The organism is Paenibacillus sp. FSL R5-0887, assembly GCF_038002305.1.
In the GTDB taxonomy this organism is placed as follows: Bacteria; Bacillota; Bacilli; order Paenibacillales; family Paenibacillaceae; genus Paenibacillus_AQ; species Paenibacillus_AQ odorifer.
In genome coordinates, this window is sequence record NZ_JBBOCE010000001.1 from 3196376 (window position 1) to 3222654 (window position 26279).

The window sequence follows — 26279 nt, forward strand, 5'->3', positions numbered from 1 at the left end:
ATATTCAACGCTTTACTGTTATACAGCACTCCTATTATGATAGCATCAAATCGAAAGGTGGAGAACTAATTTATGGATATCAAATACTCAACGGCAGCCAATCATCTAGGATCATCAGCAGTTCGGGAGATTCTAAAAGTTACACAAGGCAATGACATTATTTCACTTGCAGGCGGGCTGCCTGGGGAGGATTTGTTTCCCTTGGAGGCCGTACGTGATGCCTATAATCGTGTGCTCTCCAGCGACACCTCAGCGCTTCAATATGGGCTTACCGAGGGTTTTACTCCACTACGTGACAAAATCGCTGAAAGACTTACCCGGCAAGGCATCCCGGTTACAGCCTCTGAGATGGTATTGACTACAGGCTCACAGCAAGCTATAGATCTGTTATGCAAAATATTGCTGGATCCCGGCGATGCAGTTTTTGTGGAAGCGCCCACCTATCTGGCAGCACTACAAGTGCTCGGTTCTTACCGGGCTGCTATTCATTCGATACCAAATGATGAACATGGCATTCTGCCGGATCAGTTGGAAGAGCAGATTCGGATACATCGGCCAAAACTGCTATACGCAGTTCCGACCTTCAACAATCCGTCTGGAGCAACCTGGAGTAAAGAGCGCCGCGAGAAGGTGGTTGAAATCTGCCGCCGTTACGGTGTTCTTATTCTAGAGGACAATCCCTATGGAGAAATAACCTTTGATGAAGATAAAACTCTATATCCACCCTCACTAGCCTCCATCGATAGAAGCTGCGGCGGGGATCATTGTGTAGTCTACACAGGGACCTTCTCCAAGATCGTCGCCCCTGCCCTACGCACCGGCTGGATTATCGGCGATTCCGAACTAATCAAGACCATCGCCAAGGCAAAGCAAGCAGCCGATCTGCATTCCAGCACCATCGACCAGCGTGCTTTAGATGAACTGCTGTTGCATTTTGATATTGAGCAGCATATCCGCCTCATCTCAAGAGAGTATCATTCGCGTATGAAGCTCCTGTCCGCGGAACTCAGATCACATAACTGGAAAGGAGCACATTTCCTCGAGCCAAGAGGCGGCATGTTCCTATGGCTTACCCTTTCCAAAGAGATCAATACTAAGGAATTACTCCCGCTGGCAGTGGAAAACGGAGTAGCGTTCGTACCCGGAGAGGTATTCTATTCAGCGGAGCCTCACAAAAACAAAATGCGCCTTAACTTCACACACACGCCACCAGAGCAAGTTCCTGTTGCTGTCCAGCGTCTAGAGAAAGCATTGGTACAATGGCAGCAAAATCAAAACATCGTTCGGTCGTAAACAACTGCTCGTAATCAATACCTACGATGGCAAAATAAAACGGCTTCTCCATCCTTTATTGGACGGGGAAACCGTTTTTTGTGAGCAGATTTCTGAGCTTTCACTTTTGCGCATTTGCAGAATGTGACCTTTACGCATTTCTGCACATCTCATTTTCGTATTTCTACTTTTGTGACTACATAGCTCATTTCGTATTTTCACATTTCACATTTCACATTTCACATTTCACATTCAGCAATTTTTGCTCGTCACATTTCGAATTGCCACTTTTCAGCGCCTCTGTACAGCTTATTTCGTATTTCCACATTTCAGCGTTCCTGCACATCTCATTTCGTATTTCCACATTCGCATTTCTACACATCTCATTTCGCATTTTCACATTCGCATTTCTACACATCTCATTTCGCATTTTCACATTCGCATTTCTACACATCTCATTTCGCATTTCCACATTCGTATTTCTACACATCTCATTTCGCATTCAGCAAATTTGCACGTCATATATTCCATTTCCCACATTTCGCTTTCCGCATCACCAAACATCCTCTAGTTACTCAACACATCTACCACTCAATTAACTCCGATTTCACAGCGAAGTACAGCCAGAGGTTCTTATTGATATGATGCTTCTGATACCAATCTTTCCGCAGAAGATTAGCCAAGCTCCGCATTGTTACAGTTTGCTAGCTACTAGTCTAATTCTGGCGTCAAAGTAACCATGGAGTTCAGGAGTTCTGGAGTTCTGGAGTTCTGGAGGTTTTTATCGGACCCCAGCGCTCTTATTTGCATCAATTCCGCTCATTTGGTTTGCTATCGGACCCCATAGTCACTATTCGATCCAAAACGCCCGATATCCACCCTATTTATGCCGAATAACGGCTCTCCAGTCCGAAACTCCTCCAAAAAGGCATAAAATACACAAATAGCTGCATCTCGGTCCGTTAGCATATCAGCTCATCAAACCATCAACCATCAACCACCAGCCATCTATTCATCAACCACCAGCCATCTATTCATCAACCACCAGCCATCTGCTCATCAACCACCAGCCATCTGCTCATCAACCACCAGCCATCTGCTCATCAGCCCATCAGCCGCTAGCAATTCTTCTAAAAAGTCTAATTTCTGCATATCACGTTCCAAATCCCTTCATGTTATCGCATTCACCGCTTTATATATTTGCCGTATCCGCATTTGTTTGCAACAAAAAAGGCGGCGTAAGCCGGGTTACCGGGATACGTCGCCGTTTGTATGGTGTTGTTATTATAACGTTGCAGTTAGGAAAGTTTGCCGTAAGCCGGGTTCTGTGCTCGTCGTGGTTCGATCGGGAACTACCCTCCCACCATAAGCGACAATCATCTATCTAGGCCATACATTACTGCACAGCTCCAGCGACCAACCTAGACGCGCCTCAGGCTAAGGCTGCTTATTCAGCTGCGTCTCATTAGGTCTTGCTCCAGATGGGGTTTACCAGGAACGAAGTCACCAGCGTTCCTCGGGGTCTCTTACACCTCGGTTCCATCCTTGCCTGTGCCGCCCTAAGGCGGCCATCGGCGGTCCATTTCTGTGGCACTATCCTTCAGCTCGCGCCGACTGGACGTTATCCAGCATCCTGCCTTATGGAGCCCGGACTTTCCTCCCGTGACGTCTTCACGTCACCGGCGATTGTCTGTCAAACTTTCCGAACAACATTATATATTATACAGACATCACATGTCTGGCACAAGCATTATTAAATGGCAATTTTATAGGAACTTAAATGGCTCCGTATTCACCTGCGAAGCATGCACAGCTGTATCATACTTATGCTCGGCCAATTTTCCAGCCATCCACTCCGCTACTTTCTCTTTCATGATCTTCTCCGCATTATGTCCCGGATCAATCAGAGTGATTCCGGCGAGCGCAGCATCCTGAACTGTATGATAATCCAGATCCCCAGTAACCAGGACATCCGCACCGCGGAAAATAGCACTGTTATAATACTTTCCACCCGAGCCGCCGAGAACGGCAGCTTTACGAATCGGACGGTCCAAATCACCAACAACCCGTACATGGTCTACCTTCAGGCCTTTTTTTACCGTCTCCACGAATTGTCCAAGGGTTGTAGGCTCTTTGAGCTTTCCTACCCGCCCAAGTCCTAAGCTGCGGCCTTTAAGATCCATTGAGTACAAATCATAGGCAACCTCTTCATAAGGATGGGCCTTAAGCATAGCCTGCACCACTTTATTGCGGATGGAGTGCGGGACGATCGTCTCAATACGAATTTCCTCGGCACGTTCCATCTTACCTTTTTCCCCGATATAAGGATCCGTGCCTTCTCCTGGAATAAAAGTACCGTATCCCTCGATATTGAAGCTGCAATGACTATAGTTGCCAATTGCCCCTGCTCCAGCATTCAGAATAGCATCCAGAACCTTCTGATGATGATCCTTCGGCACAAATACTACCAGCTTTGATAATTGCTCGGAGTGAATGTCTTTGATGGGTACTCCGTTTTCTATGCCAAGAGCTTCAGCCATCCAATCATTCATTCCACCTTCGGTGACATCCAGATTCGTGTGGCTGATGTACACCGCAATGTCATTCTTAATTAATTTTTCATACATTTTGCCCGCCGGTGTGTCTGTCTGGATTCCTTGCAATGGACGGAAAATAATCGCATGATGCGCAATAATCAAATTGCAGCCTAGACGAATCGCTTCTTCAACTACCTCATCATTCACATCTAAAGCAACTAATACATTAGTGATTTCTTTTTGCAGCGTGCCCAGTTGAAGGCCAATTTTGTCCCAATCCTCAGCTAAATGCTTAGGAGCCAGTTGCTCCATATACTGAATTACTGTTTGTCCCTTGGCAAACATTGTAGCACCTCCGTAATTTCCCTGATCTGACCTTGAATCTGTTTCCGTTTATTCTCAGCAGATTCTAGTTCTGAACGTGACAACGATGTTAAAATGCCTTCCAATTTCTGAATCTCACCCTGCCACTTAGCAAAAAACACAGTATTTGGCGCTTGAAGCAGCCATGGTCCCATTTGAAGCAAGGCCTCTTGCCCAAGGACTTTAGCGGAATCCCCCAAGGTTAATTCACGATATACACTTTCATTTGTAATTCCAGCTTCCGTATTTTCTGGTACAGCCGTCAATACTTCATATAGCTTCCCGTCTTCTTCCAAAATTCTCTCAGCTACGAGTACCCATTTATTATTTAATAACCAGCGGCGCAAAATATCCTCGCCTACATTCGGCTGAAGCAAAAGGGTTGTAACCTCTTTTAGCTTCCCCTGGCTTTGACCCCGGTCCAGAATCGCGGCAATTAATGCGCCTCCCATGCCAGCAATCGTGATACAATTGACTTCACCAGGTTCCAGAACCTCAAGGCCATCTCCACGGCGCACCGAGATCACCTTCCCTAGTCCAGCCTCTGCAACGCCCTTACAAGCAGCATCAAAGGGACCCGGGTTTACTTCACCTGCAATTGCAAACACAGCCTTACCGCTTTCGACAGCGGCCACAGGAAGCAAGGCATGATCGGAACCGATATCTGCTAATCTGCTTCCTTGCGGAATTTGCTCCAGCAATTGCTGAAGCCGATCTGATAATTTCACATTGTTCATGTTGCCACCCACGTTATCCATTTTTTTCGAAACCCAAACAACAAAGCTAACCCTGCTGCAATCTTTAGGATCAGCATCAATGAAATCCACTGCGGATAATCCTGTCTTAATAAAAGAGCGTCAAGCTCTGGCATGATCCAAAGCGATACTCCCACTGCAAAATAAACACTGGCAACACCTCTTACCTTATGATGCAAAAGCCAGCTTAACCATACCATCAGCACACACAATGGCAGCCATAGGAACTCCAGTTCAAATATAGAGGCCTCCGGGCTTCTTCCACCGAAGAACCCTGCATACAGTAATGCCCAAAAAGCAAAACCACAGTACTGCAACAAACCTATCCGGAGTAAAAATCCCAAAATACACCATAACAAGCCGCAGCACCCAATTAGAATAGGCCTCCAGAGCTGAGGATCCAGATCATGCAAATCAATCAGCCATAGCCCAAAACCAAGCGTTAAAACACTGCCCAGCCCCGCTAGGATAAGACTGATAACATTGTTCCGGTCCTTATAAACGGCGGAGTATCCATAACAAATAATTAATACAGATAGTGCGGTTGCAAGTTGCAAAGGCCAGGGAAAAACGCTAAAATAAAGACTAATCAAGAAAATCAAGGAAATAATTCCAAAAGAAAACAGCCAAATTTTGATGCTTCCCTGCTGTAAATTTCTCAGCGATATTGGATTGTTATCCTTATTCGCATCCTCATCGTCATACAGATTGGTTAAGAAATCGCAATACTGCTCTGGCAGCAACCGGCTTTTTCTCCAATACTGAATCTCTTTTATAATGATGTCGCGTTTTTCCAAATTCACTGGCTCATCCTTCTTTCCAGATACACAAGGTCAACACATTTTTTACCAGCGTAAATTCAAATAAAAGAACCTCCTGCCACTGAGCAGCAGAAGGTCCAGTTCATGAAATACTATTCGAGGAAATCCTTAAGCCGTTTACTGCGGCTAGGGTGACGAAGTTTGCGCAATGCCTTGGCTTCGATCTGGCGGATCCGTTCCCGGGTAACACCAAACACCTTGCCGACTTCTTCAAGCGTTCTTGTCCGTCCATCATCAAGGCCAAAACGCAGACGAAGTACATTCTCTTCACGCTCCGTGAGCGTGTCCAGCACATCCTCCAGCTGTTCCTTCAGGAGTTCATAAGCCGCTGCATCCGCAGGAGCCAATGCTTCCTGATCCTCAATGAAGTCTCCTAGATGAGAGTCATCTTCTTCACCAATTGGTGTTTCCAAGGATACAGGTTCTTGGGCAATCTTCATGATCTCTCTAACTTTCTCCACCGTCAGTTCCATCTCAGCCGCAATTTCCTCTGGGGAAGGTTCGCGTCCCAGTTCTTGCAGCAATTGGCGAGAAACCCGAATCAGCTTGTTGATCGTTTCCACCATGTGTACAGGAATACGAATGGTACGCGCCTGATCCGCAATCGCACGAGTGATGGCCTGGCGAATCCACCAAGTCGCATACGTACTAAATTTGAATCCCTTGTTATGGTCAAATTTCTCTACTGCTTTGATCAGACCCATATTACCTTCCTGAATCAGATCCAGGAACAGCATACCGCGTCCGACATAACGTTTCGCGATACTTACTACGAGACGCAGGTTCGCTTCTGCAAGACGGCGTTTAGCTTCTTCATCGCCATTCTTAATCCGCATAGCAAGCTCAACTTCATCGTCAGCCGACAACAAAGGAACGCGTCCGATTTCTTTTAGATACATACGGACAGGGTCATTAATCTTGATCCCTGGTGGCAGCGACAGATCGTCATCAAAGCTGAAATCATCGCTGTCTTTATCCTCATTATCCTCACTTGGTCGGAGGCTGTTAACCTCTTCATCGTTCTCGTTTACAACCTCAATTCCCAAATCACTGAGTTGCTCGTAGAACTCCTCCATTTGCTCGGGGTCTTGATCAAACGGCGATAATTTCTCCATAATATCTTTGTAATTTAATGATGATCTTTTCTTACCTTGCTCAATGAGCTGATCCTTAACCTGATCCAAAGTAAATTCTGCTTCCAATTCAGTATGCTGATCGTTCGCCATAATTCGACTCCCTCCTCCCTAGGTACATCCTGTCAACATGTCATTGTCTCTCTAGGGCTATAATCTCACTTGCTATTTGTGCCGCACGCAAAAAGTCACCTGACTTTTCAGCCTGAATCATCTCTTCACGCTTCTGTTCCATTTTGCGTTGCAGTGGGTATTTCCGCACTTCACGAATACAATCATCTAGAACCTGCATATTCCAGTCCGGAGGGGTATCCATCATGGATATTGATGTCGCAGTTTTCTCCAGACGATCATCCTGAAGTGATGATAGAAACCGACTAATGCCGGGTGGTTTGCCTTGCGCGTAATAGGCATATAGATAAGCAGCAATTGCCGCATGATCAACGATGTTGAAATCTTCTCCGAGGCGTTCGCCTACATACGTGGCGGCTTCCGGGTCCTGAATCATAAAGGACAATAGACGCCGTTCCGCGACATGATAAGCGGGTAGTAAGGTCGGTGTCTGCACCTGCCCTTTTTTATGCCTACCATTATTCCACCTTTTGTCGTTATTATCCCCTTCAGGGATGTTTTTTTGCATCGATGCCCTAAGTAAATTACAATCCTGCTTCAAACTATCATAGGAAAGTTCGAGTTCAGCAGCGATTTCCTTCAGATAAACCTCTCGCTCTGTTGAGGAATGCAGTGAAGCAATAACTTCTAAGGCTTCCTTGACATAGGCGATTTTGCCATCTTCCTCTAGGAGTATATGGTTTTTTTTCAGATATATAAGCTTAAATTTTATGGATGAAACTGCTGAATCAATAACCTGATCTTTAAATCTTTCTCCTCCATGCTTGGAGATAAATTCATCCGGATCCACCCCGCTTGGCAGTAAGGCGATCTTTACACGCAGGCCGCTGCCTTCAAGCATCGGAATGGCCTTCATGGCTGCTGCTTGTCCCGCCCGGTCACCGTCGTAAGACAGTATAATTTCATCAGCCAGGCTTTTCATCAGTGCCACATGACCCTCCGTCAAGGACGTTCCCATCGTTGCTACGCCGTTATGCACACCCGCTTCCCAGGATGAGATGACATCTCCGTATCCTTCAAACAGGACGATTTGTCGAGTTTTGCGAATGGATGCTTTGGACTGGTGCAAATTGTACAATATCCGGCTTTTGTTAAACAACCTACTCTCCGGAGAATTTAAATACTTAGGTTGACCCTCTCCAAGTATTCTTCCGGCGAATGCGATTACCTTGCCTGTACGGTTGGCAATCGGAAAGATAATCCGGCCACGGAAACGATCCAAATAGCCTTTGCCCTCACCGCGGGCTGACAGAAGTCCGCCTTTCTCCATTTCCGCAAGATCAAAATTTCGTTTCTCCAAAAACTGCAGCAAAGTATCCCAGCGGTCCGGAGCATATCCGATCTGAAACTGATCAATCATTTTATCACTGAAGTTCCGGCCTCTTAAATAGTCCATAGCGGCTTTGCCGTGTTCCGTGTTCTTCAGCAAGTAATGATAGAACTTTGCCGACCATTCATAAGCTTGAATCAACCGGTCGCGTTCCGGATCAGGAGGAGACATCATACCTCCCTTACCTTCTGGAACGGGAATATCACTTTCTTCAGCCATTATTCTGACAGCTTCGGGGAAGGTTAATCCTTCGATTTCCATCCTAAATTTGATGGCATTTCCACCCATACCGCAGCCAAAGCAATGAAATACTCCCCGGTCGGGGGTAACAGTAAAGGAAGGGGTTTTCTCCGAATGGAACGGGCAGAGGCCCCATAAATATTTCCCCTGCTTGGACAAATGAACAACCTTACCGACTGTATCGACTATATCATGACGCGCAAGCACGCTTTCGATAACCTCTTCCGGAATATTGCCGTGTCCGCTAGCCACTTCAACCACCTTCATCTCTTAACAAATAAATATAATTCGCTATTGCTCCACATTCTCCTGCAAAAGTATTAAAAGTTTTGTCAGTTTATGTTGAAAATAAGTTTTTTCTTCTGCCGTTATGGGTTTTGGACCCTTGGAATAATGTCCCCGTCTTCGTTCCACAGCCCTGGCATGTCTACCCTCCAACATAAAATCCATCTTGAAATTGTCGTATTCCTGACCACGAAATGAAAGCACACTGCACCTTTTACCTAATGCAAGTGCCGCAAGACCATAATCTTGAGTCAATACCACATCTCCAGCAGTAATATGATTGGCAATATATAGATCGGCACTCTGATCTCCTCGATCCACCTGCACAACCGTTACACCCTCTTCAGCTTTCAGTGCATGGTCATAAGAAGATACCATAAGTACCGGAACACCAAAGGTGCGACCTACCTCAGCGATCTCTTTTTTGACCGGACAAGCATCCCCATCCACCACTATCGTTCTAGACTGGGACTTCTCCATGATCATCACCAATTTCCCGTGTAATATATATACGCCCTCTCCGCAAGAAATCCTTCTTTCTAAGCATAAATACGGAACGGATGTCAAATGACGCATTGGCACCGTTCCGTATATTTATACCCCAAACCAACATTCTATACCATAAGATTCAAATTTTCTTGATTAAAATTACCAGACAAGCTTCGCAAAATCAGCGAACGACTTGGAGTCAGCATCAATACCAGCAAGCAGAGCCAAACGGTTAGCACGCACTTGCTCGTCCTCCGCCATAACCATAACGGAATCAAAAAATGTTGTAACGGCGTCTTTTAGACCCGAAAGAATCCGAAGTGCTTCTTCGGCATTTTTTGCCGCCATAGCTTCAAGGTAAGGTGCGTGAAGCTCCTGCCATGTATTAAAAAGCTGCAATTCAGCATCTTCTTTAAGTAAAGCAGGATCAATCACTTCACTGGTTGCTTTACTTGCCAAATTACTGACACGAGTAAGCGAATCTACGGTAATCTTGAAATCTGCTTGGTCGGACACAGCAGCCATAAGAGCACGGCTTCTGCCCACAACATCTACCACGTCGTCAAAACCAGCCGCTGTAACAGCGTCCACAACATCATAGCGTACATTGTCAGATAAAAGACGTTTTACACGCAGACCGAAGAACTCGTACAGGTTTATACGTAGTTCATCTCCAGAATGTTTCGTATTTCCTGAATTTTCATGAATTTCAATCGCCGCTTCAAAAATTTCGCGCAGCGTAATTGGCAATTTATGCTCAAGCACAATTTGGACAATACCTGCAGCCTGACGGCGCAGGGCATATGGATCTTGAGATCCTGTCGGAATGATGCCGATGGAGAAGCAGCCAACAATCGTATCGATTTTGTCCGCTATGCTGACAACTGAACCTGCTTCTGTTGAAGGTACAGCATCTCCTGCAAATCGTGGCTGATAATGCTCGAAGATCGCTTTTGCCACAGTTTCAGGCTCGCCTGCTTTACGTGCATAATCTTCACCCATTGTTCCTTGCAGCTCAGGAAATTCATAAACCATTTGTGTTACAAGGTCGAATTTACAAATATCCGCAGTGCGACTTACTTCGGACACAGCAGTAGCTGACAGTCCAAGCTTCACAGCCAGACGATCAGAGATTTGGCGAATACGGCGCACCTTATCCCCTACACTGCCCAAATCTTCATGGTAAACAATGTTTTCAAGCTTGGCTAACGCATCGTCAATCTTCATCTTTTGATCTTCTTGATAGAAGAATTTGGCATCTGATAGACGAGCACGAAGCACTTTTTCATTTCCCTTAGCGATAACATCCAAGGATTCTGCATTCCCGTTACGTACAGTTACAAAGAATGGCAGTAGCTTGCCAGTTGCATCAAAAACAGGGAAATAACGCTGATGCTCACGCATCGAGGTAATCAGCACATCCTGAGGAATCTCTAAGAAAGATGGATCAAAGGTTCCAAAGAGCACGGTTGGTGTTTCTACCAAGAACAGTACTTCTTCCAAAAGATCTTCTTTAATCGCAATCGTCCAGCTTTTCTCTTCAGCCAATTTGTTAATTTGATCTAGGATAAGCGTTTCCCGTTCCTTCACATCCACAAGTACATGCTGCGCACGCATGCTCTCCACATATTGCGCAGGCTCCGAGATTACAGTCTCTGTACCCAGAAAACGATGTCCACGGCTCACATTACCCGCTTTTACATCCGTAATTTCCAAATCAATGATCTCTTTACCAAAAAGAGCAACCATCCAGCGAATCGGACGAACGAATTTAAAATCGTAAGCTCCCCAGCGCATGTTCTTCGGGAAAGTCATTGCATTTACAATACCCAGAAGTCCTTCTGTGAGCAAAGAAGCAGTCTCTACACCCGCACTATTTTTTGTGGCATAAATATATTCCACGCCAGCTAGCTCTTTAAATGTAAATTGCTCTGGAGATACACCTTGACTGCGGGCAAACCCTAGCGCAGCTTTACTCCAGTCGCCGTTAGCATCCAGCGCGATTTTGCGTGAAGGTCCTTTGACCTCTTCGCTAATATCCTCTTGCTTCTCAGCCGCGTCCTTAACAAATACAGCGAGACGACGTGGCGTAGCATATGCAGTAACTCCAGCATGGTTTATACGTGCAGAATCCAACCACTTGGACATTCTATCTTGCAGCTGTTCCATCGCAGCACGGATAAAACGTGCAGGAATTTCCTCCAGACCGATCTCAAACAGGATATCTTTAGACACGGTCAGCACCTTCTTTCTTCAGCAGCGGGAAGCCAAGCTTCTCGCGTTCCTCAAGATATGTTGCCGCTACGGAGCGGGCAAGATTACGCACTCGGGTAATAAATCCAGTCCGTTCAGTTACACTAATTGCCCCACGCGCATCGAGTAGATTAAAGCTATGTGAGCATTTCAACACATAATCGTAGGCTGGAAACACAAGATGTTTCTCCATCGCTCTACGTGCTTCCTCTTCATACATGTTGAACAGCGAGAATAACATTTTTACATCCGATACTTCAAAAGTGTAGGTAGAATGCTCGAACTCCGGCTGATGAAAAACATCACCATAAGTCATACCGCTTACCCATTCAAGATCAAACACATTTTCTTTATCCTGAATGTAAGAGGCTAAGCGCTCCATACCGTAAGTGATTTCTACAGCAACAGGGTTAGCTTCGATGCCACCTACCTGCTGGAAGTAAGTAAATTGAGTGATCTCCATACCGTCCAGCCATACTTCCCATCCCAGACCCGCACAGCCCAGTGACGGATTCTCCCAGTTATCCTCTACAAAACGGATGTCATGCAAGAGCGGATCAATACCGAGTGCTTTCAAGCTATCCAAATAGATCTCTTGAATGTTATCTGGTGAGGGTTTGATGATTACTTGGAATTGGTGATGCTGATACAGACGGTTCGGGTTCTCTCCATAACGACCATCGGAGGGACGACGTGAAGGCTCTACGTAAGCCACTCTCCAAGGCTCAGGACCTAGCGAGCGTAAAAAAGTCATAGGGTTCATCGTGCCGGCGCCTTTTTCTGTGTCATAAGGCTGTACGATGATACAGTTCTGTTCAGCCCAGAACTGCTGCAGTGTCAAAATCATCTGCTGGAAGTTCATAATACCGTCTCCTTCGCTTTACAAGTTTTTTACAACAGCTTGCCTAAAACTTTCTACCATGGAGGCGGCACTTTTAGCTCCTGACAGCAACAAAAAGCCCCCGCCCCCATGCCTGATTAACAGACATAGGGACGAGAGCTTAACTTATTCTCCCGCGGTTCCACCCTACTTGATTTCATACCTTGTATGAGCAAGTTTGCTGCCAAGACAAGAACGAAATCCACTTTCATTCGCCGCATTCGTACTCCCGGGTGCCATGTTCATGAACGTTGTCCCGCTAGGCTTCCACTGCCCCCAGCTCGCTGAATAACGACAATACAGTCCACTACTTTCCCGATCAATGCACGCCTCTCCCCAATTGGAGCATAACGACGATCATATAATAAACTGATCCTATAGTAACGGAAAAATCAGCTTTCGTCAAATCTTGTACTTGTCGAGCTGGTCTAGGAAACTTTGTGACTTCAGCTTTAATCCGAGTTGCACATCCATAAAGGCCCGCATAATTTTTTTCAGCTCATCCCGGCTGCTTTCCTTTACATCCACATTGCCTAGTCTAGTCAGGTCAAGTCTGGCGAATAATCGCAGCAGCTTCAACGCACGAGCAGAGACCTCCATGGCTGGAGGGTCATTATGTTTACAACTGCGGCACAGTGCTCCACCAAGGCGAGGGCTGACCAGCAGTTGATCATCCGGCTTCTCGGCACCACAAATTACACAAGAATCGAATTCAGGACCATAACCGGCTGCCTGTAAGATTTTCATTTCAAAGACATTTATGATAACGCCGGGTTCCTTGTCCTCTTCAAGTGCATTAAGACAGGCCGTAAGCTGGCGAAACCAGAAGCTTCCCGTTTCCTCATCATGCAGAACACGATCAAGCAGTTCACACGCATAAGACGCATAAGCAGCTTTGATCAAATCCTCACGCAGCGGATGGTGCGACTTCGTAATTTCGCCAGAATTCAGTGTCCCAAGTCCTCCATTATTTCTAAAAAAAACAAATTCCCCAACGGTGAACAGTTGGATCAATGCAGCATGGCGGCTTTTGACCTTCTTTGCGCCACGCACCAGAACCCCTACTTTTCCCGCGTTCTCGGTGCAAAGCGTAATAATTGCGTTCCCCTCGCCGTAGTCCATGCTGCGGATGACGATCCCTTCCACCCTGTGTAGCATGCCTCTTCCCCCAACCATTCGGCAAGCAACCAGTCCTTATTGCGCTTCTTCATCACAGGCCTTCTCTTCCTCCACTAGCTGTAATCCACTATCTTCAAGCGGATGGCCAGCTTCCTTATACAGCAGGTAAGCATCGACGTCTCCTGTCATTGCAAAATACTTCCACGAAAAGTTTCGCATTCGTATTCATCCTTTCTTGGGAAAGACGATGTCTCTTATCAAGAATTAGGATGGTGCGATGGAGCAGGTTCTATCCTTGCAATTCCTACCAAACGAGGAATAACGGAATTAACTTAAAGGTCTTTATGGAAGCCCAAATCCCGCAGAACGCGGTCCTGATTGCGCCAATCTTTTTTCACTTTTACCCATAGCTCCAGAAAAATCTTCGAACCCAGCAGGTTCTCAATATCTGTCCGAGCCCGTCTGCCGACCTCTTTCAGCATTGCCCCTTGCTTGCCGATAATAATTCCCTTTTGCGAATCACGCTCAACAAAAATAACAGCTGAAACATGCACCACTCCATTAGGCTCAACCTTCATATCTTCGATGGCTACAGCAATAGAGTGCGGCACTTCTTCACGAGTCAAATGCAGAATTTTCTCCCGGATTAATTCCGCGCAGACAAATTGCTCGGGGTGATCCGTGATTTGATCTTCCGGATAATACTGAGGGCCTTCCGGCAAGTACTTGGCAACCTGCTCTAACAGCGTGTTAACATTGCTGCCCATCTTCGCAGAAATCGGAATAATTTCGGCAAAATCATGCAGCTTGTTATATTGAGCCATAAGCGGGAGCAGAGCTTCCGGCTCTATTTTATCGATCTTGTTGAGCACTAGAATCACCGGTGTCTTCAGACCATTTAATTGCTCGGCAATGTAACGGTCTCCACCGCCCAAGCCCTCTGACGCATCCACAAGGAATAACACTGCTTCTACTTCACCCAGTGTACTCATTGCAGTCTGGTTCATGTAGTCGCCTAGCTTGGACTGTCTTTTATGAATCCCCGGTGTATCCAGGAATACGATTTGTGAAGTGTTTGTTGTGTAAACACCATGGATTTTGTTTCTGGTTGTTTGTGGCTTATCCGACATAATAGCAATCTTCTGGCCAATGACCTGGTTCATGAGTGTTGATTTACCTACGTTTGGTCTGCCGATAATTGCGACAAAGCCTGATTTGAATTTCATATTATCTTCCTTCCATACTTACCTTCTAAATTTGCGTTTGAAAATCTTTTAAGATCTTTTTCGATCCCCCTAAATCCCCCTTAGCCAAGGGGGACTCCACGGGTCCCGGTCCTCTGGACACCCGGAAATAGGAGCACCTGCAACGTTCGGCAGGATTAGAGGGACGGTCGTGCAGGAGCGCTTTTGTGCCCTGTTGGGGACACACTACACTGTCACTTATTCACACGGTTCGCATTGCCCTCACCATGAATAAAGATTACTGAGATGATTGGCTTTAGGCTGTGTTACAAGTAACCTTACGTAATTAAAATCGCTGACGGCTTTTGCCGTGGCGCTTACCTCGTAATGTTACTCTAAAAACACATAGTTTGCACCAGTTTAGCCCAACTTGGTAGAACTAGAACACTTTTAATTGTACTTTGTACAACTAATTTTAGGTTGAGTTTATGTTTTTGGTGTTTTAGTTGTATTTTGTGCAATTAAATCCTGTCTTAAGAGCCAAATATGGGCTTTATCATAAATTTAATTGTACTATCTGCAACTAAATTCATTTTTGTCGCGAAAGAGTAGCAATTTAACTGTACATTGTGCAATTAAAGTAGCAACCTTCGTCTAACTATGCCTGATTTGCCCTTAAACAGGCACAGGCATTAAATCAAAACCTCATTTTATTCTGGAGCTTGTCCTTGCTTCAGATCTACGGGACCAAAAGCGCCTGGAAGCAATTCTCCCACCGTAGTCTCAACGATATCACCCTTCATGTTCCCAAGAATAACCTTCATATCCGGCGAACACAACTCAATCATTACTTGCCGGCACACACCGCAAGGTGAAACGGGGCCGTCAGAGTCAGCTACTACGGCAATTGCTTTAAAAGAACCAACAGCGTGTCCATCCGCAATCGCACGGAATAGTGCTGTCCGTTCCGCACAGTTGGTTGGCCCAAAAGCAGCATTTTCCACATTACAGCCGTGGTGAATATGACCATCCTGATCAAGAAGGGCAGCTCCCACTCCGAATCGGGAATATGGAATGTAAGCTTTTGCTCGTGCTTTAATCGCCTCTTGCATAAGAAGAGTAGAATCCATATTTTGACCTCCTAAAGTTTTGTGAGTATTGACTTCATTGATTTTTCTTCTCACAAAACTTACTTCGTAAACATCTAATTAGTTTCGTTTATCGTTATTTTTTCAGCGTGCGCTAAATTTTATCAGTGTACTTCATGAGATATATTCGGGTACATAACTCACTTCAAATTATTCAGTAACGAAAGAGGCGGAATCGCAAAACGCGGGTCCGCCTCTCCCCTGAATTGATTTTGTATCCTGATTATGACATAAGTCCGCTAATCCAGTCCATCACAGGGTGATAAAAAACATAGATCCCAACTAAGACAGCAAACACCGCCGTGAGAAGCACAGCTCCTGCGGCGGTATCTTTTGCTCTCTTAGCCAGTGGATGAATCTCTGGCGAGATCAGATCAACCGTCGCTTCAATCGCCGTATTGAGCAATTCGGCAGTTAGGACAAGCGTGATCGAGAACAGCAGCAACATCCAACTGGCCAGCGGAAGTCTGAACACGGCAGCGGCTATTAGCACAACCACCGCTAAACAGCAATGCACCTTCATGTTAAGCTCGGATTTGAATGCCGACACTAAGCCTTGCGATGCAAACCGAAAAGAGTGCCAGAACTTCTTGTGCCCTACCGCCGTGTTCTTCACCATTAGCGCGTCAACCCAACCTGAGATAGTACTTTTTCTTGCTTGGACATCATCTCTGCTTCTGAAGCTTCATCTTGATGATCATATCCTAACAAATGCAGAAATCCGTGAACGAAAAGAAAACCAAGCTCTCGTTCCAGTGAATGGCCATATTCCAGCGCCTGCTCCTGCGCACGAGTTACGGAAATGATTATATCCCCAAGTACGTCTGGAACATCTTCCAGCGCCTCGCCTTCCTCTACCTCGTATATAATGTCCAGCTCGTCCTCTCCGCTTTCATTCATAGCAAAAGAAAGCACGTCCGTCGGACGGTCAATGCCCCGATATTCCAAATTCAACTCATGTATACGAACGTTATCGACAAAAGTAAGAGCTACCTCGCCCCGATCGATCCCTTCCGCTTCACCTGCTTTTTGCAAAATGCTCTCCAGCAGCGTAATGAGATCGTCCTTTATCTCATATTCTTCCTGCTCGTTATCCCAAACGATCTCCAAACTCATGGGTTAGGTGCCCCTTCCTCTTTTTTCGGCTTACGCACATCTTCTGGATATTCGATCCGTGAATGGAAAATCCCCATAACCGTCTCCTTCAGAGTCCGTGCAATAATATCCAATTCTTTAATCGTCAAATCACATTCGTCAAACTGATGATCATCCAGTCGACTTTTAATAATCTTCTCAATCATCGTTTCCACCTGCAGAACAGTTGGCTTACGCAATGATCTCACTGCAGCCTCGACACTGTCGGCAATTCCCACTACAGCCGCTTCCTTCGACTGGGCTTTCGGTCCAGGGTAACGGAAATCTTCCTCGGTAAAATCAGGCTCGACACCTTTTTCTTCCGCCAGCTTCAGTGCCTTATGGTAAAAATAATGCAGGAACGTTGTTCCATGATGCTGCTCCGCAATATCACGGATTGGTTTTGGCAGCTTATATTCTCGTTGCATTTCCACCCCGTCACGGGCGTGGGCAACGATGATAGATTTACTAAGCTTCGGTTCAATAGAGTCATGTGGATTTTCCATATTATTTTGATTCTCGATAAAATAAAACGGACGTTTTGTTTTGCCAATATCATGATAATACGATCCAACCCGGCACAATAAGCCATCTGCTCCAATCGCTTCCGCGGCAGCTTCTGACAGGTTACCTACCATTACACTATGGTGATAGGTTCCCGGCGTTTCGGTAAGCAGTTTGCGCAGCAGCGGGTGGTTTGGATTAGACAATTCTACCAGCTTCAATGCCGATAGAATACCAAAGGTTGCCTCGAAAAAAGGCATTAGCCCAATCACAAGTACAGCCGTCAATAGTCCCCCTGCAAAAGCAAAACCAACCGAATACAAGGTACCTACCTCTTTCCATGCTCCTCCACCTAACAGTATCTGCATAAAGACTGTCAGACAGCCAAAAAGCGATACCATAATCCCGCCTTTAAGGAGCGTGGAGCGTTGACCCGCACGGTGAGTCGCAAAGATAGCCACGTACGAAACCACGATAGCAAAGAAACCAAAATTAAAATCAAAGATTGAGTTCTGCTGCACATTCAAAATAACACTCGCCAGTACACTGAATAGAATGGAGCAGAAATAGGCCAAAGGCATGTCCAGAAGCATTGCAATTAACATTGCGCCAATCGCCACCGGTGCTAGGAATCCGATATAAGATCGGACATCGGTCTGCAAAACAGCGGCCAGCCGCATAGAGATAATAGTTATAACAAATACAAGCACCAGCATCAATAGCTGAGAATTGTTGTACTTAAAGCCTGAGGTGCCGCCTGAATAACGAATGAACGCAAGCAAACCGACGGAGAGCATCGCAGAGAGAATCAATAGGCCTAATTGGGGCCAGTAATTCACCTCATTGCTTAGTAGTCCATTCTCATCCAAAAGAGTGTAGAGCTCTGGAGTAATTAGCTGCCCCTTAGCAACAAGCGTGTCCCCTTGCTCGATGAATACATCAGGTGTGTTCTCCCGGGCTTGTACCTTCGCTTCCTTGGTAGCATCCTCATCGTAGAACTTGTTACTTGTGATCACAAGACGCACAAGCTCCTGAACAACCTCACGCGCTGTACGCTGGCTTAGAGAACTAATACTGACCTGTTCCGCTACCTTGGCGCGAGCGGTCTGCGCATCCGTAATCTGATCATTCATCAGCCTAGTTACAATATCTCGGGCGACAGGCTTCATCTCGATAATGTCCTGAGAGGTCAGGCGCGGAATCTTAATGTAAGTCTCTTCCGGAATGACATAGGTCTGCTCTTTGATGACAGATTGCATTTCATCCAAGAGGTGATCTGAATATGTAGCGCTGCCCCGATTGGAAGCTACGAAATTCAAGATGAAATCGCTGGCTCTCTGCGGGATTTCATCACGATAAATCCCCGTCTTATCGCTTTGCGAGATCAGATCATCCTGATTGAGACGATCTATCCGATCCAGCAGCGAGGTCACTAGGTTGTCTGCCCTCATCGGGATAATTTTGTACTTGGGAGATACGCTTTCGGCCGCTTCCTCAGCCGCTTTTAACGTAGCTTTGGTGTCCTTAATTTGTTTCGGTGCCGTTATTTCCTTTGCACTGTAAGTATTCTCTTTAATATCATATTTCTTAGGTAGCAATTCTGGCGACAAGCTGAAGTAGAACACTAGTCCGAGTAACAGGAAAAGAGCATAGCGTGTCACTGCGCTATACTTCCATCCGTTGTTCGTATATACAAATCCGCTTAATTTAGATGGTTGCTTTGAAGCCATGAAGACAATCCCCTTTATTGGAGGTTTTCGGCAGAGCGGTCATAGGCAACGATAATTTTCTGCACCAGGGAATGCCGTACTACATCCTGTTCCGCGAAGTAGACAAAGCCAAGTTCTTCTATGCCGGATAAAATCGCTTTGGCTTCAATCAAACCGGATTTCTTGCCGCGGGGCAGGTCAATCTGGGTAACGTCACCTGTAATCACCATTTTGGACCCGAAGCCGAGTCGAGTCAGGAACATTTTCATTTGCTCAGGTGTTGTATTCTGCGCTTCATCCAAGATGATAAATGAATCATCCAATGTACGTCCGCGCATATAAGCCAGCGGAGCAATCTCAATCAATCCCCGTTCAAGTGCCTTAGCCACCTGATCGGGCCCCATAACGTCGTATAATGCATCATAAAGCGGACGCAGATATGGATCTACCTTTTCTTGCAAATCCCCTGGAAGGAATCCTAGACTCTCTCCTGCTTCTACTGCGGGACGCGTAAGAACAATACGCTTAACCGAACCTTCTTTCAGTGCCGTAACTGCAAGCACCACTGCCAAGTAGGTCTTCCCCGTTCCTGCAGGACCGATTCCGAATACAATATCACGCTTCTTGATCGTTGTCACATAATGCTTCTGGCCGACCGTTTTGACACGGATAGGCTTTCCGCGAAAAGTTGTAGTAATTTCTCCTTTGAACAAATCGAGCAATTGATCAGCACGAAAATCTTTCGCCAGTTCCACAGCGTACTGCACATCACGTTCAGTAAGTATGTAACCGCTCCGAATGAGGGACAGTAGCACATTAAACAATTGCCCCAGCATGTCTACTTCCCGCTCAGCTCCACGAATCGTTAGCTCTGCTTCACGCGAATCAATAATGGCGGGAATTTCACTCTCGATGATTTTTAAGAATCCATCCTGCGGGCCAAACAGCGATTGCGCTTCTCCCGCATTTTGCAAAGATATACGAATGCTTGCAGTCTGTTCTGACAAGTAGCCTCATTCTCCTCAATTGTTTACTATTGGCAGTTCTTCGGAAATTTTTTCTTCTACTTCAAAGATCACTTTCATATAAACTTTACCATTCTCTTTCTTCTCATGCAAAACTTTTTGACTTTTGATGACGCTATCAACACCATATCGAGCTAAAATATCATTCTTCGCCCGCTCAATTCCCCTCGCTACTCCAGCTTCTGGAGTTATCGTATCCTTTGTTTCATTGATCTCCATTTCTTTCTCAGTCATCAGGCCCAGCGGCAGCTCAATAGAGCGCCAAGACAGCGGATCATGCTCTGTGAGCGTCTTTGAATTTTCAAAGGAGGATTTGCCATAACCCCACAGCTGAATAGCCCATTTCCCCAACACGAGATAGGTGCGATCCTTACGCTCCCCAGTGTAGGTGCTATTGGTTGTTTCAAGCGGAACCTCGATATTGTACTCATGCCAAACCAACCCCTTAACCTCACCCTTGGCTACCACATACTCTACATTTTCTTCGTCTCCAAGAGCACCGGAAATCAGGATATCCCCTTTTTTCACACGCGAATTACGCGCTACTACCGGTCTGCCCTGCTCCGCATATATTTCTGTTACCACCGCATCTGTTCGGCTAATTAAATGCCGTTGGCTAAGCAAAGGTTTGATATCGGGCTGTTTAGCCTCTACAACCTGAATTTTGATGCTCGTCCCCGTCCGTTGCAGCCCTATCCAAGAAACACCCGGTAAATGGGCCAGCAGCCCCTTAGAGAGCTTGTCCGGCTCCTCCAGACGCCATATCCACTGAAAAGGATACACACCCTCCTGGCGAGCAGCAGCCAATATATCCTCAGAGGCAATTTTTTCATTCCCTTCGACTCTAATACTCCATACCATCGTAGATAACATAAAAAGTGTAATTCCAAACATTAAAATACCTATGCCAAAAAATTTCCTTTTCCACAGCCGCGCCATAAGAAATGGAAGTCCGCTTCTACCGGTAACGTGCATACGACAGCCTGTCTTTTTTAAAATCGGCCGGAGGACATAAAAATCATCCAGAAGCAGCTTAAGGGAAGCGCCGCCCTCAGCGGGCCTCACATCCCAAATCATGATTCCTGCTTCAGAAATGAAATTAATAAATCGCTCCACCTGAGGTCCCGTCACATGCAGTGTAACGAACCCCCGCAGTGATGACAGAGGTGGCTCCTTCATGATCTCTCCTCGCTTTCGTTATATCTGATCTCCCCGATAACGCCTTCTACAGCCAATTCCTGGCCTAGAATATTTCGGATGACAAGTCCCTCGCCTGTGATTTCAAGCGATCCTTTAGCTAACGCGAGCTTAAGCTGACCAGAGGAAAAATGCAGCACGCCGCGATGATTCTCAATATGCAGTTCCTTATTGCCGATCAGGGTGATCCGGGGCATTTCCTGTAATAAGTCCTGTGGTAGATCCAGTACCCCGTTTGTCCATCCCCGCAGCCTGCGGCCAATACGGGTCATAAGTAGACGTTCCCCCTTCCTGCCTTCTGTACACCTTATGCGGCAACGCTTTTTTTTATGAGAAGAAGTAACAAAGGAGGACCCTTCCAGTGTGAAAAAAGCAAAAAAGCCCCGGCAACCTATCGTAAAGATAGGAACCGAGGCTTTATTGTTACTATGATCCGTAAATATTATCTTCGGGTGGAATGCGGCTGACGAGAACGCGGTGGTCCCAGAATCTCTGCCCAGACTACACCATTGCGCAGGTCGTCACGACTCCCTGTTCCATGTGTCTGGTCTCCCGCAGAGGGTGAGTTTGTGTTCTTAGTCTTATTTGATCTTTTGGTATCTGCACCCGCTATCCCGTCAAAAGCAGATTGAAGGCGCCGTACCTCTTCTTGCATTCTTTGTGTGCGTAATTCAACTCCGTCATCGGCATGCTCCAAAGACATTCCTTCTCCAGTAGAATAATCTGGAGTTGGTATATACGCGGGTTCTGGAAAGGCAGGAGAGGCATCATACTCCCGGTTATCCTCTGACCTCGACTGCCGGGAAGAGGTGCTAACAGGAGCAGGAAATCCACTGCCAGACTCCGCTTGGCGCCCTCCATCGATATCCGGGCGTTTTACCCGGCGGAGCGGAGAATCCTCTCCGCCCCCAAAAGTAGGCATTCCCCCGCGAGGAGCTCCTTTGGGCTTGTTTTTAGTTGCTTTATTCACATTGGATACGATCGCGAATATAATAACCGCAATAATATAGATCCAGCTCATGGAGATTCACATCCCCTTTTATTTATTATTGTTAGGACGGTTATTATCGTCCTGATCATTCATTTTGCCGAGAGAGCCCCGCATTTGGGTATCTGCCTCGATGTTTTTGATATTCATATAATCCATCACGCCGATTTGGCCATTTCTGAGCGCCTCAGCCATTGCCATAGGCACCTGAGATTCAGCTTCCACAACAAGCGCCTTCATCTCTACTACGCGCGCCTTCATCTCTTGCTCGTGAGCGACAGCCATCGCTCTGCGTTCTTCCGCTTTGGCTTGGGCAATGCGTTTATCTGCTTCTGCTTGCTCGGTTTGTAGATAAGCACCGATGTTCTTGCCTACATCGATATCCGCAATATCAATGGAGAGGATCTCAAAAGCAGTACCTGAGTCAAGCCCTTTGGACAATACCGTCCGCGAAATCAAATCCGGGTTCTCAAGGACATCTTTATGGGAATCACTCGAACCTACTGTCGTTACAATCCCTTCACCAACACGGGCAATAATCGTTTCTTCACCCGCACCACCCACGAGGCGGTCGATATTGGCACGAACAGTTACGCGCGCTTTTACCTTAACTTCAATCCCGTTCTTAGCAACAGCCGCAACAACCGGTGTCTCAATTACACGAGGGTTAACGCTCATTTGCACAGCCTGCAGCACATCACGTCCTGCAAGATCAATGGCTGCTGCGCGAGTAAATTCCAAAGGAATATCTGCACGTTGTGCTGCAATAAGCGCATTAACAACACGGTCTACGTTACCACCTGCGAGATAGTGACTCTCCAGTTGATTAATGTTCAGTCCAAGACCTGCCTTAGTCGCTTTAATCATTGGGTTAACGATACGACTTGGGGTTACACGACGCAGTCTCATCGCCACCAGCGTAATAATACTGATTCTAACGCCCGATGCTAATGCTGAAATCCAGAGCATAACCGGGAAGAAACTTAAAAACACGCTCAATACAATAATCACCACTACCGCGATGAACAGAATAGGAATCAAAGATGCTTCACCCATACTATATAACCTCCGTAAATTTGTTGTAGAACTATTATTGGTTCCAGTGTTTACCTTATTCCTTGATTTCTTTCACAACAATCCGTCCGCCCTCTACTTTAATAACAGAGACCGGTGCATTAGCACTAATAAAACTACCTTCCGTAACAACATCCACACGTTCGCCGCCTATCATAGCTGTTCCTGAGGGACGAAGTGGAGTAATACTGGTTCCTGTAGTGCCTAATAAGCTAAGCTTCTCTTCTACAGGCACAAATCCCTGATCTTTAGTAAGGCTTTCCTTCAAAATAAATCTGTTCCATATCCCTCGTTCTTTAAAAATGACCGCAACAATTACTACAACTATAGTCGCAGCTACGAAAGAGATACCTAGACTGAGCAGTGCATGCTTATAGCTGTAAGCAGCTCGTACAACACCTGCTACAAGGCTGACAGAACCTAGGAGCCCCAATATTCCGAAGCTAGGCACAAAGAGCTCCAGCACAAGCATGACAAGCCCAATGATAAACAAGAGCCAAGTTTCCGCTCCGGCGAATCCTGCAACATAGTTGCCGAAGAAATATAACACAAAAGCCAACGTCCCGATAATTCCTGGCGCACCAAAGCCTGGAACAATCAGTTCAATGACAACGCCTGTAATCCCAATGAACAGCAGAATCGTCATAATAATCGGATTGGTCAGAAATTGCGACATTTTTTCCGCACCGGTATGCTCTACGCGAAAGATGTCGTCTGTAGTATATCCAAGCCACTGAATTGCCTCTTCAGGGGTATCTGTAATTTGATCAGCGTAACCAGCTTTTAAAGCTTCTTCACTAGACAAGGCAATGATTTCTCCCTGTGTCTTAGTCACTCCAAGCTCTGGCTTATCCACGACCAAATTACTATCCACCATTCCAGCAGCAATGTCTGGATCACGATCATTCAGAGCAGCAGCGCCGATCATTTTAGATCTCCAGTAGGATATCATTTTGGCATCATCGACTTTTTGACCATTCATGTCTACCAAGGAAGCGGAGCCGATCATACTGCCCGGCTTCATGATTATTGCACCTGCATTAAGTGCTATGTAACTGCCTGCAGAAGCGGCATCACCTTTAATATAGGCAGCTGTTGGTATTTCACTCTCTCTTACCATCGTCCCAATCTCTTCTGCCGATTTCACCAGCCCTCCAGGTGTATCGACCTCTAGTAGAATAAGGACTGCTCCATAATTAGCGGCTTCTTCAAATCCTCTTTCCAAAAAGCTTTGCAAACCCCGTTCAATCTTTTGATCTACCGGAATAATAAACACGGGACCTTTTTTCAGCTCACTGTTCGTAACCCCCGGTGTTTTCGGGGCTGTCCCGTCAGCGCTTACATTCGTTGCAAAGGGTGTCAGGAGGAGTAACAGCAGGACCACAGGAATGCTAGCTAACAGTATTTTCCGTAATCTTCTCAATGATTTTACCTCCCTTCTTTAGCTTGACCCAGAACTCATAACCTTTAATACGCTGAAATTGGATTTACGTTTCATAACATAGAAAAGCACCCCTTTTGCAAGGGGTGCTAGTGCTATATTATTGCAGAAATTGCAGAACCGCCTGGTTCACGAGTTTACCATCAGCGCGACCTTTGACCTTAGGCATCAGTGCGCTCATGACCTTCCCCATTTCGCTCTTCGAAGAAGCACCGGTTTCCTGGATGGTCTGCTGTACAATTACTTTAATTTCTTCTTCGGAAAGTTGCTCGGGAAGATATTTAATAATAATCTCGATTTCTGCTTTTGTACTCGCGGCAAGCTCGTCGCGACCCGCTGATTCAAATTCTTGGAGGGCATCTTTGCGCTGTTTGATTTCACGACTAAGGATATCAAGCACTTCGTTGTCGTCCAATGTTCTCTTCAGATCTATTTCAAGATACTTTATTGTAGAACGAACCATTCGAATCGTGGAGAGCGTGAACTTGTCCTTACTCTTCATCGCTTGCTTCATATCTTCGTTCAATCTCTCGCTAAGATTCATGCGTGGGTAATCCTCCTAAAACTTTCTCTTACGAGCAGCCTCAGACTTCAGCTTTTTCTTAACGCTCGGCTTTTCGTAATGTTTGCGTTTCTTCACCTCAGCCAAGACACCATCTTTTGCGATGGAACGTTTAAAGCGACGAAGTGCAGCATCAATTGTCTCGTTTTTGCGAACTTTCGTTTCAGACACAGGTTTCCCCTCCCTCCGACCATACCGTCCAAGAGCATAACACGGTTTATCAAACTCCATTATAGGTCAAACGGAAATAACGTGTCAACCTTCGTGCTATTCTTTTTTCTGGCAAGTTCTTCAACATTAAATGATTATGCTATGCGTGCGAAGCTGAGTTTCCAGTGAGCGCACCCAGCTTGGCTCCACCCAGCAGGTGATAATGAAGATGAGGCACAGCTTGTCCACTATCAGGTCCGCAATTATTGATTAAACGATAACCAGACTCAGCAATTCCAAGGTCTTTGGCGATCTGTTGGGCTACACTGTGGATTTCAGCAATTAGCGGAAGATCCTCAGGTGTAACATCATTCATTGAAGCAATGAACTTCTTGGGAATGATCAACACATGTACCGGTGCAGCCGGCTCGATGTCGTAAAATGCAAGAATACGTTCATTCTCAAATACTTTTTTGGAAGGAATAGTACCCTCAATAATTTTGCTAAACACGGTCTCCATAGAGTGCTTGCCTCCTAAAAATTGGTGAAATTCC

At 46.0% G+C, this 26279-nt stretch carries 25 protein-coding genes and 1 other RNA gene; 1 reads left to right on the forward strand and 25 read right to left on the reverse strand.

Translation table 11 applies throughout. The annotated features are described in order from the left end of the window. The first annotated feature begins 72 nt into the window (after nucleotides 1-72). Nucleotides 73-1293, forward strand: a complete 1221-nt coding sequence (locus tag MKY14_RS14305) for an aminotransferase-like domain-containing protein (RefSeq protein WP_340976692.1) — start codon at nucleotides 73-75, stop codon at nucleotides 1291-1293. Nucleotides 1294-2571: 1278 nt separating this feature from the next. Here the strand turns inward: MKY14_RS14305 and rnpB are convergent. The 25 genes from rnpB to MKY14_RS14430 all read right to left on the reverse strand — a co-directional run bounded on the left by rnpB (nucleotide 2572) and on the right by MKY14_RS14430 (nucleotide 26245). Next, nucleotides 2572-2974: RNase P RNA component class A (gene rnpB, locus MKY14_RS14310), an RNA gene on the reverse strand. A gap of 64 nt (nucleotides 2975-3038) precedes the next feature. Further along, the gene (locus tag MKY14_RS14315) at nucleotides 3039-4154 is read right to left on the reverse strand and encodes a Nif3-like dinuclear metal center hexameric protein (protein ID WP_076098536.1); all 1116 of its coding nucleotides are present in this window, start codon (nucleotides 4152-4154) and stop codon (nucleotides 3039-3041) included. After that, the gene (locus MKY14_RS14320) at nucleotides 4130-4900 is read right to left on the reverse strand and encodes a tRNA (adenine(22)-N(1))-methyltransferase (protein ID WP_340921549.1); all 771 of its coding nucleotides are present in this window, start codon (nucleotides 4898-4900) and stop codon (nucleotides 4130-4132) included. Before MKY14_RS14320 ends, MKY14_RS14315 begins: the two co-directional genes overlap by 25 nt. 5 nt (nucleotides 4901-4905) lie before the next feature. Next, the gene (locus MKY14_RS14325) at nucleotides 4906-5730 is read right to left on the reverse strand and encodes a hypothetical protein (protein ID WP_036683797.1); all 825 of its coding nucleotides are present in this window, start codon (nucleotides 5728-5730) and stop codon (nucleotides 4906-4908) included. 110 nt (nucleotides 5731-5840) lie between these two features. Further along, nucleotides 5841-6974 (reverse strand): RNA polymerase sigma factor RpoD, encoded by a 1134-nt coding sequence (rpoD, locus tag MKY14_RS14330; protein ID WP_036683799.1) that lies wholly within the window; start codon nucleotides 6972-6974, stop codon nucleotides 5841-5843. Between the two features lie 40 nt (nucleotides 6975-7014). Beyond that, nucleotides 7015-8835, reverse strand: a complete 1821-nt coding sequence (gene dnaG / locus MKY14_RS14335; protein ID WP_036683805.1) for a DNA primase — start codon at nucleotides 8833-8835, stop codon at nucleotides 7015-7017. Nucleotides 8836-8874: 39 nt separating this feature from the next. After that, nucleotides 8875-9354: a YaiI/YqxD family protein gene (locus MKY14_RS14340; RefSeq protein ID WP_076103766.1), complete on the reverse strand. Its 480-nt coding sequence runs from the start codon at nucleotides 9352-9354 to the stop codon at nucleotides 8875-8877. A 162-nt stretch (nucleotides 9355-9516) separates the two neighbouring features. Further along, nucleotides 9517-11592, reverse strand: coding sequence for a glycine--tRNA ligase subunit beta (gene glyS / locus MKY14_RS14345; protein WP_312151246.1), 2076 nt, complete (start codon nucleotides 11590-11592; stop codon nucleotides 9517-9519). Beyond that, nucleotides 11585-12472 (reverse strand): glycine--tRNA ligase subunit alpha, encoded by an 888-nt coding sequence (gene glyQ / locus MKY14_RS14350; protein ID WP_036683820.1) that lies wholly within the window; start codon nucleotides 12470-12472, stop codon nucleotides 11585-11587. The genes glyS and glyQ overlap by 8 nt, the downstream gene beginning before the upstream one ends. Before the next feature lie 420 nt (nucleotides 12473-12892). After that, entirely contained in the window at nucleotides 12893-13648 is a 756-nt protein-coding gene (gene recO / locus MKY14_RS14355) for a DNA repair protein RecO (protein WP_036683821.1), read from the reverse strand. Between the two features lie 36 nt (nucleotides 13649-13684). Then, complete coding sequence (locus tag MKY14_RS14360; protein WP_076098533.1) at nucleotides 13685-13828, reverse strand: YqzL family protein; 144 nt, start codon at nucleotides 13826-13828, stop codon at nucleotides 13685-13687. A 113-nt stretch (nucleotides 13829-13941) separates the two neighbouring features. Continuing rightward, entirely contained in the window at nucleotides 13942-14835 is an 894-nt protein-coding gene (gene era / locus MKY14_RS14365; RefSeq protein ID WP_036683823.1) for a GTPase Era, read from the reverse strand. Nucleotides 14836-15503: 668 nt separating this feature from the next. Continuing rightward, a complete protein-coding gene (locus MKY14_RS14370; protein ID WP_076129005.1) occupies nucleotides 15504-15923 on the reverse strand; it encodes a cytidine deaminase in 420 nt (139 codons plus the stop codon). Between the two features lie 241 nt (nucleotides 15924-16164). After that, on the reverse strand, nucleotides 16165-16560 hold the full coding sequence (locus tag MKY14_RS14375; RefSeq protein ID WP_076129003.1) for a diacylglycerol kinase family protein: 396 nt from the start codon (nucleotides 16558-16560) through the stop codon (nucleotides 16165-16167). After that, nucleotides 16560-17057, reverse strand: a complete 498-nt coding sequence (gene ybeY / locus MKY14_RS14380; protein WP_076129001.1) for an rRNA maturation RNase YbeY — start codon at nucleotides 17055-17057, stop codon at nucleotides 16560-16562. Before ybeY ends, MKY14_RS14375 begins: the two co-directional genes overlap by 1 nt. Further along, the gene (locus MKY14_RS14385) at nucleotides 17054-19309 is read right to left on the reverse strand and encodes an HD family phosphohydrolase (RefSeq protein ID WP_076185262.1); all 2256 of its coding nucleotides are present in this window, start codon (nucleotides 19307-19309) and stop codon (nucleotides 17054-17056) included. Before MKY14_RS14385 ends, ybeY begins: the two co-directional genes overlap by 4 nt. Nucleotides 19310-19323: 14 nt before the next feature. Next, on the reverse strand, nucleotides 19324-20295 hold the full coding sequence (locus MKY14_RS14390) for a PhoH family protein (protein ID WP_036683834.1): 972 nt from the start codon (nucleotides 20293-20295) through the stop codon (nucleotides 19324-19326). A 15-nt stretch (nucleotides 20296-20310) separates the two neighbouring features. Beyond that, nucleotides 20311-21492, reverse strand: a complete 1182-nt coding sequence (gene yqfD / locus MKY14_RS14395; protein WP_076128997.1) for a sporulation protein YqfD — start codon at nucleotides 21490-21492, stop codon at nucleotides 20311-20313. Continuing rightward, nucleotides 21489-21782, reverse strand: coding sequence for a sporulation protein YqfC (yqfC, locus tag MKY14_RS14400; protein WP_036683844.1), 294 nt, complete (start codon nucleotides 21780-21782; stop codon nucleotides 21489-21491). The genes yqfD and yqfC overlap by 4 nt, the downstream gene beginning before the upstream one ends. A 170-nt stretch (nucleotides 21783-21952) precedes the next feature. Continuing rightward, a complete protein-coding gene (locus MKY14_RS14405; RefSeq protein WP_076304276.1) occupies nucleotides 21953-22531 on the reverse strand; it encodes a hypothetical protein in 579 nt (192 codons plus the stop codon). 18 nt (nucleotides 22532-22549) lie between these two features. Then, entirely contained in the window at nucleotides 22550-23554 is a 1005-nt protein-coding gene (floA, locus tag MKY14_RS14410; RefSeq protein ID WP_036683849.1) for a flotillin-like protein FloA, read from the reverse strand. A 55-nt stretch (nucleotides 23555-23609) separates the two neighbouring features. Beyond that, nucleotides 23610-24995, reverse strand: a complete 1386-nt coding sequence (locus tag MKY14_RS14415; protein ID WP_076185264.1) for an NfeD family protein — start codon at nucleotides 24993-24995, stop codon at nucleotides 23610-23612. Between the two features lie 118 nt (nucleotides 24996-25113). After that, nucleotides 25114-25557: a GatB/YqeY domain-containing protein gene (locus MKY14_RS14420; protein WP_036683862.1), complete on the reverse strand. Its 444-nt coding sequence runs from the start codon at nucleotides 25555-25557 to the stop codon at nucleotides 25114-25116. A gap of 15 nt (nucleotides 25558-25572) precedes the next feature. Continuing rightward, the gene (gene rpsU, locus MKY14_RS14425; RefSeq protein WP_036657994.1) at nucleotides 25573-25746 is read right to left on the reverse strand and encodes a 30S ribosomal protein S21; all 174 of its coding nucleotides are present in this window, start codon (nucleotides 25744-25746) and stop codon (nucleotides 25573-25575) included. Nucleotides 25747-25885: 139 nt separating this feature from the next. Further along, complete coding sequence (locus MKY14_RS14430) at nucleotides 25886-26245, reverse strand: histidine triad nucleotide-binding protein (protein WP_036683863.1); 360 nt, start codon at nucleotides 26243-26245, stop codon at nucleotides 25886-25888. Nucleotides 26246-26279 lie beyond the last annotated feature (34 nt).